Source organism: Loktanella agnita (assembly GCF_046640325.1).
GTDB lineage: Bacteria > Pseudomonadota > Alphaproteobacteria > Rhodobacterales > Rhodobacteraceae > Yoonia > Yoonia agnita.
Map to the genome: position 1 here is coordinate 13,771 of NZ_JBJMBF010000005.1, position 14,282 is coordinate 28,052.

15 protein-coding genes are annotated in these 14,282 nt (G+C 56.5%); 9 read left to right on the forward strand and 6 right to left on the reverse strand.

The genetic code is table 11. From position 1 onward, the window contains the following. Window position 1: 1 nt before the first annotated feature. From ACJ5NV_RS06645 to ACJ5NV_RS06660, 4 genes are all read right to left on the reverse strand, one after another. The gene (locus ACJ5NV_RS06645) at window positions 2-421 is read right to left on the reverse strand and encodes a DcrB-related protein (RefSeq protein WP_411642852.1); all 420 of its coding nucleotides are present in this window, start codon (window positions 419-421) and stop codon (window positions 2-4) included. Window positions 422-436: 15 nt separating this feature from the next. Continuing rightward, window positions 437-2,338 carry a type VI secretion system Vgr family protein gene (locus ACJ5NV_RS06650; protein WP_411642853.1) on the reverse strand — a complete coding sequence of 634 codons (1,902 nt, stop codon included), beginning with the start codon at window positions 2,336-2,338 and terminating at the stop codon, window positions 437-439. Window positions 2,339-2,463: 125 nt separating this feature from the next. Continuing rightward, entirely contained in the window at window positions 2,464-4,122 is a 1,659-nt protein-coding gene (locus ACJ5NV_RS06655) for an ABC transporter permease (protein WP_411642854.1), read from the reverse strand. An 86-nt stretch (window positions 4,123-4,208) separates the two neighbouring features. Then, the gene (locus ACJ5NV_RS06660; protein WP_411642855.1) at window positions 4,209-5,237 is read right to left on the reverse strand and encodes an extracellular solute-binding protein; all 1,029 of its coding nucleotides are present in this window, start codon (window positions 5,235-5,237) and stop codon (window positions 4,209-4,211) included. 359 nt (window positions 5,238-5,596) lie between these two features. Between ACJ5NV_RS06660 and hemP the strand changes: the two genes are divergently transcribed. The 4 genes from hemP to ACJ5NV_RS06680 all read left to right on the forward strand — a co-directional run bounded on the left by hemP (window position 5,597) and on the right by ACJ5NV_RS06680 (window position 7,822). Beyond that, window positions 5,597-5,764 carry a hemin uptake protein HemP gene (gene hemP, locus ACJ5NV_RS06665; RefSeq protein ID WP_411643123.1) on the forward strand — a complete coding sequence of 56 codons (168 nt, stop codon included), beginning with the start codon at window positions 5,597-5,599 and terminating at the stop codon, window positions 5,762-5,764. Continuing rightward, complete coding sequence (locus ACJ5NV_RS06670) at window positions 5,761-6,240, forward strand: hypothetical protein (RefSeq protein ID WP_411642856.1); 480 nt, start codon at window positions 5,761-5,763, stop codon at window positions 6,238-6,240. Before hemP ends, ACJ5NV_RS06670 begins: the two co-directional genes overlap by 4 nt. Window positions 6,241-6,253: 13 nt before the next feature. Beyond that, the gene (locus tag ACJ5NV_RS06675; RefSeq protein WP_411642857.1) at window positions 6,254-7,516 is read left to right on the forward strand and encodes an imelysin family protein; all 1,263 of its coding nucleotides are present in this window, start codon (window positions 6,254-6,256) and stop codon (window positions 7,514-7,516) included. Window positions 7,517-7,582: 66 nt separating this feature from the next. Next, complete coding sequence (locus tag ACJ5NV_RS06680) at window positions 7,583-7,822, forward strand: DUF1289 domain-containing protein (protein WP_411642858.1); 240 nt, start codon at window positions 7,583-7,585, stop codon at window positions 7,820-7,822. A 22-nt stretch (window positions 7,823-7,844) separates the two neighbouring features. Here the strand turns inward: ACJ5NV_RS06680 and ACJ5NV_RS06685 are convergent, their stop codons facing one another. Together ACJ5NV_RS06685 and ACJ5NV_RS06690 are read right to left on the reverse strand one after the other, a co-directional pair. Beyond that, entirely contained in the window at window positions 7,845-8,315 is a 471-nt protein-coding gene (locus ACJ5NV_RS06685; RefSeq protein WP_411642859.1) for a Dps family protein, read from the reverse strand. Window positions 8,316-8,416: 101 nt separating this feature from the next. Beyond that, window positions 8,417-8,845, reverse strand: a complete 429-nt coding sequence (locus ACJ5NV_RS06690; protein WP_411642860.1) for a hypothetical protein — start codon at window positions 8,843-8,845, stop codon at window positions 8,417-8,419. Between the two features lie 126 nt (window positions 8,846-8,971). Here ACJ5NV_RS06690 and ACJ5NV_RS06695 point away from each other — a divergent pair, with 126 nt between their 5' ends. The 5 genes from ACJ5NV_RS06695 to ACJ5NV_RS06715 all read left to right on the forward strand — a co-directional run bounded on the left by ACJ5NV_RS06695 (window position 8,972) and on the right by ACJ5NV_RS06715 (window position 14,277). Then, window positions 8,972-10,462: a di-heme oxidoreductase family protein gene (locus ACJ5NV_RS06695; RefSeq protein WP_411642861.1), complete on the forward strand. Its 1,491-nt coding sequence runs from the start codon at window positions 8,972-8,974 to the stop codon at window positions 10,460-10,462. Further along, the gene (locus ACJ5NV_RS06700) at window positions 10,459-11,451 is read left to right on the forward strand and encodes an imelysin family protein (protein ID WP_411642863.1); all 993 of its coding nucleotides are present in this window, start codon (window positions 10,459-10,461) and stop codon (window positions 11,449-11,451) included. Before ACJ5NV_RS06695 ends, ACJ5NV_RS06700 begins: the two co-directional genes overlap by 4 nt. Then, window positions 11,451-12,542: a DUF1513 domain-containing protein gene (locus tag ACJ5NV_RS06705; protein WP_411642864.1), complete on the forward strand. Its 1,092-nt coding sequence runs from the start codon at window positions 11,451-11,453 to the stop codon at window positions 12,540-12,542. Before ACJ5NV_RS06700 ends, ACJ5NV_RS06705 begins: the two co-directional genes overlap by 1 nt. An 89-nt stretch (window positions 12,543-12,631) precedes the next feature. Next, window positions 12,632-13,852: an argininosuccinate synthase gene (locus ACJ5NV_RS06710; protein ID WP_411642865.1), complete on the forward strand. Its 1,221-nt coding sequence runs from the start codon at window positions 12,632-12,634 to the stop codon at window positions 13,850-13,852. Continuing rightward, complete coding sequence (locus tag ACJ5NV_RS06715; protein ID WP_411642866.1) at window positions 13,852-14,277, forward strand: DUF1810 domain-containing protein; 426 nt, start codon at window positions 13,852-13,854, stop codon at window positions 14,275-14,277. Before ACJ5NV_RS06710 ends, ACJ5NV_RS06715 begins: the two co-directional genes overlap by 1 nt. Window positions 14,278-14,282 lie beyond the last annotated feature (5 nt).

The following is a 14,282-nucleotide window of genomic DNA, read 5'->3' on the forward strand; positions in this document are numbered from 1 at the left end:
ATCAGCCTGTCGGTTCTGTCAGTTGCAGCGTCGCGGTGATCCGGCGGACCTCGGCCTTTTGGGTATCGCTCATCTTACCGGGCATGGAAGCGGTCAGCACCATTGCGTGTGCGGGCGCATCAACAGTGGTGATGATCTGATGCATCGGACCTTGCTTTGCATTCCATGTGCATTCCAGTTCAACCGCCTGACGGCCCGAAATATGCAGCCCGCTTTGCTTGATGATGGTGAAATCGGTCAGCGCTTCGCTGGCCTTTTCAATCTCGCCGATCACATATTCTTCGAACTGCATGCCCCATGGGACATCATCGCGCGTGACAGTGAAGGACAGGCCTGGCACAGACCCCGAACCACCGCTGGCAATGATGTTGATCGACTGGTCTTTCCAGCTTTCAGGAAGATCAATGCTTCCTTCATTCATGTGGTACATACGTGTTTATCCGGCACTGTCTTTGTTAAGGTGGATCATGCCCGCAACCTGATCAATGAAGCCTTCGTTCAGCAGGATTTGAGAGCTGCCATGACGGATCACCACCGCGTCAGGCGTCAGAACGATAGTGCTGTTGCCCACGGTCAATGAAATCTCATCCGTCGCGGTATAGCTGATCACGCCCGGCCCGGCTTCGCCCCCATTGGCGGTGGCCTGAACAACGGTCGCCGTGACAGCGCGGGTCAGCGCAACATTCTCGGTCAGATTGCCGGAATCAACATTTGTTGTCTTGTGGCCTGTTTGCAGGACTTTCAGCTCATCCCCGGTTTTCAGATCAACCTTGCGATTACCGTCGCGCAGGAACGTTGTTTCATTATCAAGGATCGTGCGGTTCAGGTCTTTCTGCGCATGAACGCGAATTTCCTCTTTGCCTGCCTGATCCTCGAACATCATCTCGTTATAACCGCTGCCCTCATGTGTATTCGTGCGGAAACCGCTTTGGGTCTTAGAGGCAGGCAGCCCGGCATTCGGCATGTTTTTCTGGTTATAGACGCAGCCTGTCACGACAGGGTTGTCCGGATCGCCTTCAAGGAACTGAACGATGACCTCCATCCCGATCCGCGGGATCACCATGCCACCCCAGCCGCCGCCAGCCCAATTCTGGGCAACGCGGCAACGCATGGATTTCGCACCGCTCAGGTCCCAATGAAAGCGGACAAGGATGCGCCCGAATTCGTCGCAATCAATCTCACCATCGCCCACAACCATCGCCGTCTGCGCGCCTTGGATCACCGGCGACTGCGTCTTGCGGCGCGGGGCAAGCGGGGCAGTATCGGGCATCAGCACATAGGACCCGGAATAAGCCATTCCGTCACTTTCAGCGCCGCCCGACCCATAGGAATCGGACACATAGGAATGCGTGGCCGACAGACAGACAAATGTACTGCCAGTGACACCAGACAGTTGATCGCCGCTAACACTCACCTTCATCCCGGCACCAAGGCTGGTACAATCGCCCACTGCCCGGTGGCGTATATCACCACCACGTTCCTGTGCCGTGCGCAATGCGGCCACCTGTTTGCCGTCATCACCTTCAAGAAAGCCGCCGGGATAGTCGAAGCTTTCGATCTGACCATTGGCATATGCGGCATCACCGACTTGATCGACCTCCATCGCGGCCATCGGCTTTTTGAAGTTGTAGTCAATCATGCGCACCGCGCCGGTGGTCATGTTGCGTTCAGGGGCCCATTCCCAGAAATGCTCTTCTGCGTCCTGCGCAGCACCTTCGAACGGTTTATAAATCCGGGCTTCACCGACCACAAAATCATGCTGTTCGAGCGAATCCGTCAGCACCATCGTGTGCGATCCGACCTGATGGGTGAAATGGTAAGAAATGCCAAAGCGTTCCATCAGGCGGGTTGCGAAATCCAGATCGCTTTCGCGGTATTGAACGGTATATTCCAGTTCCGGGTAGGATTTGGTCAGACGGTTGTCGAGCGCGGGATTACCCATGCTGCTATAAGTGGAAAACAGCTCTTCCAGAATTTGAACAACGGTCTTGGTGTGAAAGATCCGCTGGTTACGCCGCTTGCTGGCAACCCAAAGCCACGGGCGCAGTATCAATGCATAGCGGTAGCCGTTTTCACCAACACCGGCCCATTTCGCCTGTGTGACCAGACCATCAAAGACCTTCGGATCATGATCCTGCGTCTCAATCTCAACCGTGGCATGGGTGCCGATCAGCGCATCGAAATCCAGCGCAGGTGTCGGGCTCAGTGCATCCACGGAATATTCGAACAGCTTGTTGACGTAGTCAGAACCGTTGAATCGTAGCAGGGCCAGATTTTCCTGACCCAATGTTGTTGTCAGCCGACCTGCGCGTGTTTCTTGCTGAAAAGGAGCGTTCATTGTGAAAATCGCTTTTGCATCTGCATCCAATTAACCATAGGCACTCAGGGTTACATTGTCATGTCAGAATGCGATACTTGACAAGCATATCCCATTGCTTTCGGCGAGAAATCGCCCTGTTCCGGTCAGGACACGCCGCGATGCATGCGGCGACACAGCAATATCACCGGGATCAATCCAATCGCCGCAATAACCAGACTGGGGACCGCAGCGCCGTTCAGCCGCTCGTCCGACGCAAGCCTATGCGCCTGCACCGCAAGCGTATCATAGTTGAACGGGCGCATGATCAGCGTCGCGGGCAATTCCTTCATCACGTCAACAAAGACGATCAGCCCTGCCGTCAATAGACTGGTCCGCAGGATTGGCACATGCACACGGCGCAAAAGCCGGGGCAAATCCGCCCCCAATGTCCGCGCCGCCGCATCAATATTCGGCCCGACAGAGGCGATCCCGCCTTCGTAAGCCCCAATGGCCGCCGCCAGAAACCGGATCATGTACGCAGCAACCAGCAGCCAGATCGACCCGGTCAGCAGCAAACCGGTCGAGATATCGAATGTCGCGCGCATCCACTCATCCAGCGCGTTGTCGAAGATCGCGAACGGCACCAGAAGACCCACAGCAATCACCCCACCGGGCACCGCATAGCCAAGCCGCCCAAGATAAAGCGACATCTGGGTCAGCCGCGTCTGCCGGACCCGGTGCAGCGTCCCCAGCACAATGGCCGCAGCCACAGTAACCAGTGCCGCGACACTCGCCAATGTCAGTGAGTTCCGGATAAACCCAAGATAGCGCGGGCTAAGCAGGTCCTGTTCAGAACCAATGGCCATGGTCGTCAGCGCGACAACCGGAACGACCACGCCCAGCGCGACAGGGATTGAGCAAAGCAAAAAGACACTGATTTGCGCAGACCGCCCCAGCCTAATCCTGTCCATCGGCGCTTTGCGCTGGTGGTCGATATAGGCGGCATTCCCGCGGTTATAGCGCTCCATCATCGCAAGCAGCAGGGCAAACGCCAAAAGCCCCAGCGACAGCTGCGCAGCAGCAGCGCGATCCGCCATGGCAAACCAGCTTGTATAAATACCAACGGAAAAGGTCTGCACCCCAAAATAGGACACCGTGCCAAAGTCAGCGATGGTTTCCATCGCGACCAGAAAAATCCCCGCCGCGATAGCCGGGCGGGCCATAGGCAGCGACACGGCGATGCAGGCTTGCAGGGGATTGCGTCCCAGCACGCGGGCGGCAAGAAAGGCCGATCCGCTTTGCGCCGAAAACGAAGCGCGCGCCAGCAGGTAGACATAAGGGTAAAGCACAAGGATCAGCATCGCAGCCGCGCCGCCCAATGATCGGATTTCCGGAAACCAGTAATCGCGGGGGCCCCAGCCCATCATATCCCGCAGTGTCGCCTGCACGATGCCCGGATGGTCCAGAATATGCGTATAAGCATAGGCCAATACATACGCAGGAAAGGCAAGCGGCACCGCCAGTGCGATCTCGAACCAGCGGCGACCGGGGAATTCGGTCATCGTAACGATCCATGCAGCACCAACACCCAGCATGGCGCTGCCGCTCATCACGATCACAACAAGGATAAGCGTATCGCGGATATAGCGCCCAAGCACAGTATCCGCGAGATGCGCCAGCGTATCAAACGATCCCGCCAGCGCAGCGGTCAGGACGGCAAGATAAGGCAGGACGCATAGTGCCGTTACCAGAACCGCAAAGATAATAATCCCGACTCTCAGCACAGGCCGGGCGGAAAAGGACTTATACGCTGCGATTGTCATGGCATCGGGCTAAACGAAGCGTTGGCAAACAGCAAGATTATCAAAGGGCGCAGTCTGTGCCGCGCCCCTCAAATAGCAGGTCGGGATTACTCCCAACCCACCTGATTAAAGATCTCCTGCGCGGTCGCGATGTTCTTGGCGACGTTGCTCAGGTCCACCGCATCCGGGCGGAAAAGGCCCAGTTTTGCGACGGACTCGGACAGGCCGACACCGGGCACGGCAGGGTATTCGTCATTGCCAGCGCTGAAATATTGCTGCGCCTGATCAGAGGAAAGATATTCAAGGAACTTGATCGCATTGTCGCGGTTCGGTGCGTTTACCGCAACGCCACCACCCGACAAGTTCACATGCGCACCTTCGGCATTCTGCGCAGGGAAAACCCAGCCGATGTTTTCAAGCGCCTCATCGTCAAGCCCATCCACATCTGTACGCAACGCACGCGCAAAGTAATATGTGTTGGACACAGACACAGCACATTCGCCAGAGACAAGACCACGCAGCTGATCGGTATCACCACCCTGCGGATCACGGGCAAAGTTGTTCACCACGCCCTGCGCCCACTCCTGTGCGGCTTCTGCACCATGATTTTCGATGATCGCGGAAAGCAGGGTTTGTGTGTAAACATTGGTCGAGGACCGGTGACACACCATGCCTTCATAAGCCGGGTCTGCCAGTGAAAGGTAATCCAGCGGCGGGTTCGTCACATCTGTTTTGTTATAAAAGAAGATACGGGCGCGCTGGCTGAAGCCGAACCATTCATTGTCCGAATCCCGCAGCGATGCAGGCACGCGGGCTTCCAGCACGTCACTGTCGATAGATTGCAGAACACCGGCATCCTTTGCGCGTTCCAGCCGTGAAGTATCAACCGTCAGCAATACGTCTGCGGGCGAATTGCGGCCTTCGGCCTGAATACGGGCGATCAGCTCGTCCGCGTTACCTTCGATCCGGTTGATTGTGATCCCCGTCAGATCGGTGAAGTCGGAATACAGGCGTTCATCCGTGTCATAGTGGCGCGACGAATAAAGGTTCAACTCGCCCCCGTGTGACTCGGCGTATGTCGCCTGGCCCACCACCGAAGCGGCAAGGGCGAGCAGTGTCGATTTTACGGTATTCATGATCTGGCTCCTTTGTTTGGCAAAGAGTTGCTAACAAGCTTTTTACGCTTTCATTCAAGGATGTCCAGTTACCTGATTAAAATTGTCGGATTGACATGGTTGATTAAATCGCTCAGGATTAAATCCAACTCTAGCCACCCCGCCTATACAGCCGGGGAAGCCCGAATGATCGTCAGATAGCAAGGACTTCCCGGAATGCCTCAGCGAAACACAGTTCCAGAATCGAAACATCATCGTAATGCTCCGACCGTTCCTAGTAAGGCAGAAATCATTGCCTCGCTTCAGCATGATCAGGGTCGTGCCGGAATGCAGCTTGAATGGGTGCTCGACCGATGCGCCTGGCGCGAGGGAGAAGTATGATGAGAGCCGAACCAGTGACACAAACCACACGTCCCGCCCTGACCCAACTTCCCACCTACGATGCACAGGATCTGACCCAAAACGGGGATCAGGCCTATATCGTGCTGAACGATCAAACGTATACCCTGCGGATCACCCGCGCGGGCAAGCTGATACTGACAAAATGACCACATCTGCGCAGCGGCGCGGTGGCGCCCCGGTGGGCCTTTTGGCTGATCTGGATGCGGTTTCGGCTGCATCCGTCATTTATCTGCGCATGTGGTGCAACGGGGTCCGGACCCAAGCGGATGTCTGGAACGATCTGGCCGGCACGCTCGGCCCCCAGCGCGGACGTCAGGCGTTGCACTCTTTCGAACAACTCTGCGATCTCTGCGCCCGTCATGGGCGGCGACCTTTGGTACGCCATTCACTGAAATGCAAATGCCTCGGCGCGGATGAGGCCTGTTTTGCCAACTTTATCGCCACAGCTGTGGATGGTGAACGCGACGACACGCTTCTGATGGCAACCCTGCTGGTGCGCGCGGATGTTGCGCCTGTCATTGCATCACTCGCGACAGAATTCGGCTTGGCTCTGAAACAAATGAACCTTGCTGCACCCCGGGAAGCGGTCGAAGTGCGTCCGCCACAATCCACCCTCCACTAAATAGGAATGCGTTATGAAACCCAACCATCTTGCGTCAACGGCACTCTGCTTGGCACTCGCGACGCCTGCTTTTGCAATCGAAAAAGCAGAGGTGCTGCAGACTTACGCCGATATCGCCGCCGCGAAATACGCAGACAGCCTTGCCACAGCGCAGGTCCTGCAAACTGCTGTCAACGCGCTGCGCGCTGACCCGTCCGCAGAAAACCTTCGAGCCGCGAAAGAGGCTTGGTTGGCCGCACGCGTGCCCTATCAGCAGACCGAAGTTTACCGGTTCGGAAACGCCATCGTGGATGACTGGGAAGGCAAGGTAAACGCGTGGCCTCTGGATGAAGGGTTGATCGACTATGTGGACGCCTCTTATGGTGGCCCATCGGATGAAAACGCCTTTGCGGCGCTGAACGTCGTCGCCAACCCCAGTTTCACACTCTCCGGGTCCGAAGTTGACGCGGCTGAAATTACGCCTGCATTGCTCGAAGAAGCACTGCACGAGGCAGATGGCGTCGAATCAAACGTCGCCACCGGTTATCACGCCATTGAATTTCTGCTGTGGGGTCAGGACCTGAACGGGCACGGCGACGGCGCGGGGAACCGGCCTTGGACCGACTATGCCCAAGGTGACGACTGCACCAACGACAACTGCGACCGGCGCGGCGATTACCTGATCGCGGCAACCGACCTTTTGGTGTCTGACCTTGAATGGATGACAGCCCAATGGGCAGACGACGGCGCCGCACGTGAAGAGCTGATGGCAGATGAAAACACCGGCATTTCGACCATCCTGACAGGGATGGGGTCGCTGTCTTACGGCGAACAAGCCGGTGAACGGATGCGGCTTGGGCTGATGCTCAACGACCCCGAGGAAGAGCATGACTGCTTCTCTGACAACACCCATAATAGCCATTATTACGATGGGCTGGGCGTGCAGAACGTCTATCTGGGCGAATATGTACGGGTCGATGGCAGCCTTGTTTCCGGGCCATCGCTATCCGATCTGGTCGCCGAAACCGACGCCGATCTTGATGCGGAACTGCAAGGCAAACTGGCCACCACCATGATGATGCTGGGCCGGATCAAAACCGCAGCAGAGGCCGGGTTCAGCTACGACCAGATGCTCGAACGCGGCAATGACGCAGGCGAGGCGCTGGTGATGGGCGGCGTGAACGGTTTGATCGACCAGACTCGCTCGATCGAGCGTGTCGTGACAGCGCTGGACGTCGAACAGATCACATTCGAAGGCTCTGACAGCCTCGACAACCCCGACGCTGTCTTTCAATAAGATCCACACATCCTAGATACAAAGGGCAGTCCCGAAACACGGGGCTGCCTTTTCCATGGACCTGATATGCCCAAAACACCCAGCCCCTGCATCGATGTCTGCAAGTTCAAGCGCGAAGGGCATTGCATCGGCTGCTCGATGACAAAGGCGCAGAAGTCGCTGTTCAAAAGCCTTAAAAAGAACGACCATCGCGCGGCCTTTGTGGACATGCTGATGACCCAGCAGGCTGTAATGGGAAAATACGTAGGCTGGCAGATCGCCTACGAAAAGAAGTGCAAGAAAAAAGGCGCCAAGGCGCCTTTCTGATACCTCACAATTTTCGCAACGCTTAGCGCAGGTGTGCCCGCAGGAACCATGCGAATTTTTCATGGGTCTGACCACGTGCAATGCACAGATCCTCGGTCAGTGTATCTCCATGAGACGCGGCCAGTTCACCACAGCCAGCGACCGTCGCGGCAAGGGTTTCCTGTGCTTCAAGCATCATCTTGATCATTTCTTTGTCGGTCGCATGCCCGTCATGTTCAGCAATCTTGGACCGTTTGATCATACCGGCAAGTGTACCTTCGGCATGCGCATCAATCGCCTTGATACGTTCCGCCAGATCGTCCTGTGCAACGAAATGATCTTCGTAGATTTTCTGGAACATATCGTGCAGCGGGCCAAATGCCATGCCGGTCACATTCCAATGAAAGTTCTGTGCGAGCATCGTCGTGACGGCTGTTTCAGCAACTGACTGATTCAGTGCCTCTGCAATGGCCGCCTTTGCGTCTGTGCTCAGTGAAATCGCTGTTTGTGTCATTCCAACCTCCGATGATAAGTAAGCTGGCTGGCGTCTAGCTTGCTTGCTGACGCCTTAATTATACCGCTCGAAACGATAATCAAGTACTTTTTAGAATTATTCTAAATCTGAGAAAACTGCTCGGATATACCTTTGATCAAAAACGCCACATGACGCTGAAAAAGTTTTGGCACGCGCGACCTGACAAGAAACGCCATACTGTCCAGGTCAGCTGCTTTTGCGGCATCAATCGCGCGCATCAGCCAAGCCTCGTCAAAAGACAACTCTTCCACACCAGGGCGAAAGAAGACAGGGCGGTGCCCGATTGCCGGCGCAAGGCATTTGATCAGCGCACGCGCATGGGCATCCCGCGCCGTGTCTTCCTTGTTGGACAACATGGCACAGGCTTTGAACAGGTCAGCGCTTGCAGCGGTCCGGCATTCCAGCGCGATCATCCGCAACGCATTCAATCGCGCACGCCAATGCACTGGTATTGCTGGCTCTTGCGCAGGGCTGCTATAGGCGGTTTGATGAAGGGCCAGTGACGTCATGTCGCAACTCTATTGATTGTGGAACACGATGAGGGACTCGCCGTTTCCGTTTCCTGACTATAATTATAGGAAATAATCGTAATTGAAAGGTTTCCTGTGCTTTTGTCAGTAAATTTTCACGCTTCTATGATCATCATGCTCGCTGCGGCTGCTCAAGCAGATCCGTTAAGCGACCTGCATTTGAACATTATTCCGCGCACAGCCGACGAAATCGCACGTATTGCTGCCGTTACGGCACCCGTCGATGATTTCACACAAGCCGCCCGGTTTGAGGATCTGCCCGCAGGTGCAGCCACCGTGCGCGCCAATCGAACCGCTGATGCGTTCTCGCAGGCATCCGGCAATATCTCATTTGAGGACGAGCTTACCTTCAAGGTCGGGAATGGTCTGTTCCGCAAGATTTGGGTGTCAGCGCCGTCTTCTAACCTTGCCTCGGACGGGTTAGGGCCATTGTTCAACGCTCGATCCTGTCAGCGCTGCCACATCAAGGATGGGCGCGGGCATCCCCCCGAACCCAATGATGACACCGCCGTGTCGATGTTTCTGCGGGTGTCGATTCCCGGCGAATACACCGATAGAAGCAGCGATATCGAAGGCTACATCGCAACCCTTCCTGATCCCACTTACGGCAGCCAGCTACAGGATTTCGCCGTGCAGGGGCACCCGGCTGAATACCAGCTTGGCATCACTTACACCGAAAATCCCATCACCCTGTCAGATGGCGAGGTCGCGCAGCTGCGCCACCCCAGCTATCAAGCCGAAAACCTTGGCTATGGCCCCTTGCACCCCGATGCCATGCTCAGCCCGCGCGTCGCCAATCAGATGATCGGTCTTGGCCTGCTCGAGGCAATCCCGGCCTCCGATATTCTTGCGGGCGTCGATCCAGACGATGCGGATGGCGACGGCATTTCCGGGCGCGCCAATATCGTCTGGTCGGAAGAATACGACCAACCCATGCTCGGCCGGTTCGGTCACAAGGCAGGCAAGCCAAGCATCCGCGAACAAACCGCCGCCGCATTTTCCGGTGACATCGGGATATCATCGCCACTTGCGCCGAATGGGGCAGGGGAATGCATGGTCGCGCAGGTCGCCTGTCAAGACGCCCCGCATGGGGATGGCGATGACCGGGTGTTCGAGATTGATGACGAAATTCTTGATCTCGTCACCTTCTACAGCCGCAATCTTGGCGTCCCAGTCCGACGGAAGTCCGACGATCTTCAGACACTGCGCGGCAAGCAGATTTTCTATGAAACCGGCTGCATCAGCTGCCACACACCCAGCTTTGTGACCCACCGTCTGGAAGACCAGCCAGAGCAAAGTTTTCAACTGATCTGGCCTTACACCGATATGCTGCTGCACGATATGGGCGAAGGGCTCGCGGACCATCGGCCCGAAGCCCGCGCAACAGGTCGTGAATGGCGCACGCCCCCACTTTGGGGCATCGGTCTGACAGAGCAGGTCAGCGGCCATACCTATTTCTTGCATGACGGGCGCGCCAGATCGCTATTGGAAGCCGTTTTGTGGCACGGGGGTGAGGCTGAAGCACAACGCGACGCAGTTATCGCAATGCCCAAGACAGACCGAGATGCACTTATTAAGTTCTTGGAGAGTCTATGAAAAAGCTCGTCACTACACTCGCCTTCATCATCGCCCTGCCGGTTATCAGCAGGGCACAAACGGCGGATATCGTGGAAAACCACATTCTGCCCCGTTTCGCAGAACTGGCCGAAACAAGCGCAGCCCTCACTACCGCCGCCGATGCAGATTGTGCGCCAGAGTCGCAAGATTTGCAGGATGCCTATCTCACTGCCTTTGACGCTTGGATCGCTGCAAGCCATCTACGATTTGGCCCAACGGAAATCGATGATCGGGCCTATGCGCTGGCCTTTTGGCCCGATAGCCGGGGCGTCACACCCCGAAGCCTGGCAACCCTGATCCGCGATCAGGATGCGATCGCCGAAAGCGCTGATAACTATGCAGATATGTCGATTGCGGCGCGTGGTTTTTATGCAATGGAATTCATGCTTTACGATGAAACGATCCGAGAAATGGGCGCCGCAAACTATCGTTGCAAGCTGACCCAAACCATCGCCGCCGACATCGCGCAAATCACAGCAGCGATCTATGCTGACTGGCAGCGCGATTATGCCACGCAGATCACAAACCCATCCACATCAGGAGCATATCGCACCGAAGCCGAAGCGCTTCAGGAAATGTTCAAAGCGCTGACCACCGGGCTGCAATTCACATCTGACACCCGCCTTGGCCGCCCCTTGGGCACATTCGACACACCGCGCCCCACAAGGGCCGAAACTTGGCGATCTGGTCGGTCGGCACGCAATGTGGCTATTTCACTGAAATCATTACAAGATCTGGCTGACCGGCTGTCAAACGCTGACCCTGACATCCACGCATCCTTCGACAGGGCGCTGGAACGCCTTGATGCGCTGAACGATCCGATTTTCGCCGGTGTGGCTGCGCCGCAAAGCCGGATTAGGGTCGAAGCGGTCCAGCAGCTGATCGACGGTATCCGAAACACAGTCGCGCTTGACCTTGGGCCACAGCTTGGCGTGGCAGCCGGGTTCAATTCGATGGATGGCGACTGATGCCCAACCGACGACAGTTCATCGCCGGAATGCTGGCAACCGGGCTCGCACCCACATCGTCATGGGGAGATGCGGGTGCCCCTGCATATTTGTCAGCAGCAGCACACAGCGATGGATCATATGCGCTGTGCGGGATCAGTGACGCCGGTGATGTTATTTTCGAAATCCCACTGCCCACACGTGGCCATGCTGCGGCAGCGCATCCAACCCGGCCCGAAGCTGTGGCTTTCGCCCGCCGCCCCGGCACCTATGCCATTGTTATCAATTGTGCAACAGGCGCACAGCAAGCCGTGCTAGATGCGCCTATAGGCCGCCATTTCTATGGTCATGGTGTTTTCAGCCAGGATGGGGCTTGGCTTTTTACAACTGAAAATGATTACGCGGCAGGCCGTGGCCGGGTCGGTGTCTGGGACGCTGCCAATGGATATGCCCGGGCAGGGGAATACGACAGCGGCGGCACTGGCCCGCATGATATCAAACGTCTGCCGGGGTCTGATATTTTGGTCGTCGCAAATGGAGGGATCGACACGCATCCGGAGAGCGGACGCGCCAAGCTGAACATCCCCACGATGAAACCCAACCTGACCTATATCCGGGCGGGTGAACTGCTTGAAACGGCAGAGCTTTCGCCCGAATGGCACAAGAATTCCATCCGCCATCTGGCGATCAGCCGTGAAGGTCAGGTTGCGTTCGGCATGCAATGGCAGGGCGATCAGCCTGAACCGGCATTGGTTGGCGTGCACCGGATGGGCGAAGGCATTCAACTGCTGACCGCACCGGACAATGCCCTGCGCAACATGCAAGCCTATGTGGGCAGCATCGCCTATTCCAGCGATGAACGCGAAATCGTGGTGACCTCGCCGCGCGGTGGGATTGCCCAGCGCTACAATGCACAAAGCCGACAGCTGACCGCAGAAATAAGCCTGACGGATGTTTGCGGCGCGGCAACCGCGCCGCAAGGGGTTCTGGTTTCAACCGGCACAGGGGCACTGGTGCATTTGCAAGGGGAACAGATGGTAACCCTACGCGGCGGAGGTCGACAATGGGACAACCACCTGATCGGGCTAAAACTAGACACTGCGAAAGCCTGAATTTCTTGCTTTTGCCGTGGCTGCCTTGCCCCTTCTAGCGAAACCCGATATCGCCGTTGATAAGATATACCTGACGCAAAGGCCCGCGCATGACCGCTCCGAAGAAAGTCGTTCTCGCCTATTCCGGCGGACTTGATACCTCGATCATCCTCAAGTGGCTCCAAACGGAATATGGCTGCGAGGTGGTGACCTTCACCGCCGATTTGGGGCAGGGCGAAGAGCTGGAACCAGCCCGCAAAAAAGCCGAGATGATGGGCGCAAGCGCGATCTATATCGAAGATCTGCGCGAAGAATTCGTGCGCGATTTCGTGTTCCCGATGTTCCGGGCCAATGCGCTGTATGAAGGGCTTTATCTGCTCGGCACATCCATCGCCCGCCCGCTGATTTCCAAGCGGTTGGTCGAAATTGCTGCCGCCGAAGGCGCTGACGCTGTGTCGCACGGCGCAACAGGTAAGGGCAACGATCAGGTGCGCTTTGAGCTGGCCGCCTATGCGCTGAACCCCGAAATCAAAGTTGTGGCCCCATGGCGCGAATGGGATCTGGGCAGCCGGACCAAACTGATTGAATTTGCTGAAAAACATCAGATTCCGATTGCCAAGGACAAACGTGGCGAGGCGCCGTTCAGCGTCGATGCAAACCTTCTGCACACATCGTCAGAAGGCAAAGTACTGGAAGACCCGGCACAGATCGCCCCTGAATATGTGTATCAGCGCACCGTCGCACCCGAAGACGCCCCTGATACGCCAGAGATCGTCGAGATCGGCTTTGAACGTGGCGATGCCGTTTCGATCAATGGTGAAGCTATGTCGCCCGCGACAATCCTGACCAAGCTGAACGAGCTTGGCGGCAAGCACGGGGTTGGCCGCCTTGATCTGGTGGAAAACCGGTTTGTCGGTATGAAATCGCGCGGTATCTACGAAACCCCCGGCGGCACTGTGCTGCTAGAGGCGCATCGCGGGATTGAGCAAATCACGCTGGATTCGGGCGCTGGCCACCTAAAAGACAGCATCATGCCCCGCTACGCAGAGCTGATTTATAACGGTTTCTGGTTCTCGCCCGAACGCGAAATGCTACAGGCGCTGATCGACAAGTCGCAGGAGCATGTATCAGGCATCGTTAGCGTGAAACTTTACAAAGGGTCATGCAACACCGTTGCCCGCTGGTCGGAAAATTCTCTATATTCCGAAGCACATGTGACCTTCGAAGAAGACATGGGTGCTTATGATCAGACCGATGCACAAGGCTTCATCCAGTTGAACGCGCTGCGCCTCAAGCTGTTGGCGGCCCGGAACCGGCGTCTTTCCAAGTAATGGATGATGACGAACTAGATCTCTTTGTCGAGGCGCAGGACACCGTTTGGAACGATGTTTTGGCCGAACTGTCTGCCGGGAAAAAGCAGACCCATTGGATGTGGTTTGTTTTTCCCCAGCTTGCTGCATTGGGTCAATCTGATATTTCGCAGCTATACGGGTTGAACGATCTGGCAGAGGCGACAGACTATTACGATCACCCCGTTCTTGGGCCACGATTGGATACTGTGATCGGGTTGTTGCTGCAACACACGGATCGCAGCGCCGAGGATATCCTTGGTAAGGTCGACGCGAAAAAGCTGAAATCCTGCGCGACGCTCTTCGCCGCCGTCCCCAGCGCACCGCCTGCGTTTTCACAAGTGCTGACCGTCTTTTATGACGGCGCGCAATGTGAGCAGACATTGGCAGAGCTTAACGGCCAATAGCGGTC

Bases quoted from the DNA above. Each gene is read 5' to 3' on its own strand.
- ACJ5NV_RS06645 (WP_411642852.1), bottom strand. From the start codon at position 421: ATGAATGAAGGAAGCATTGATCTTCCTGAAAGCTGGAAAGACCAGTCG.
- ACJ5NV_RS06650 (WP_411642853.1), bottom strand. From the start codon at position 2,338: ATGAACGCTCCTTTTCAGCAAGAAACACGCGCAGGTCGGCTGACAACA.
- ACJ5NV_RS06655 (WP_411642854.1), bottom strand. From the start codon at position 4,122: ATGACAATCGCAGCGTATAAGTCCTTTTCCGCCCGGCCTGTGCTGAGA.
- ACJ5NV_RS06660 (WP_411642855.1), bottom strand. From the start codon at position 5,237: ATGAATACCGTAAAATCGACACTGCTCGCCCTTGCCGCTTCGGTGGTG.
- hemP (WP_411643123.1), top strand. From the start codon at position 5,597: ATGAGAGCCGAACCAGTGACACAAACCACACGTCCCGCCCTGACCCAA.
- ACJ5NV_RS06670 (WP_411642856.1), top strand. From the start codon at position 5,761: ATGACCACATCTGCGCAGCGGCGCGGTGGCGCCCCGGTGGGCCTTTTG.
- ACJ5NV_RS06675 (WP_411642857.1), top strand. From the start codon at position 6,254: ATGAAACCCAACCATCTTGCGTCAACGGCACTCTGCTTGGCACTCGCG.
- ACJ5NV_RS06680 (WP_411642858.1), top strand. From the start codon at position 7,583: ATGCCCAAAACACCCAGCCCCTGCATCGATGTCTGCAAGTTCAAGCGC.
- ACJ5NV_RS06685 (WP_411642859.1), bottom strand. From the start codon at position 8,315: ATGACACAAACAGCGATTTCACTGAGCACAGACGCAAAGGCGGCCATT.
- ACJ5NV_RS06690 (WP_411642860.1), bottom strand. From the start codon at position 8,845: ATGACGTCACTGGCCCTTCATCAAACCGCCTATAGCAGCCCTGCGCAA.
- ACJ5NV_RS06695 (WP_411642861.1), top strand. From the start codon at position 8,972: ATGATCATCATGCTCGCTGCGGCTGCTCAAGCAGATCCGTTAAGCGAC.
- ACJ5NV_RS06700 (WP_411642863.1), top strand. From the start codon at position 10,459: ATGAAAAAGCTCGTCACTACACTCGCCTTCATCATCGCCCTGCCGGTT.
- ACJ5NV_RS06705 (WP_411642864.1), top strand. From the start codon at position 11,451: ATGCCCAACCGACGACAGTTCATCGCCGGAATGCTGGCAACCGGGCTC.
- ACJ5NV_RS06710 (WP_411642865.1), top strand. From the start codon at position 12,632: ATGACCGCTCCGAAGAAAGTCGTTCTCGCCTATTCCGGCGGACTTGAT.
- ACJ5NV_RS06715 (WP_411642866.1), top strand. From the start codon at position 13,852: ATGGATGATGACGAACTAGATCTCTTTGTCGAGGCGCAGGACACCGTT.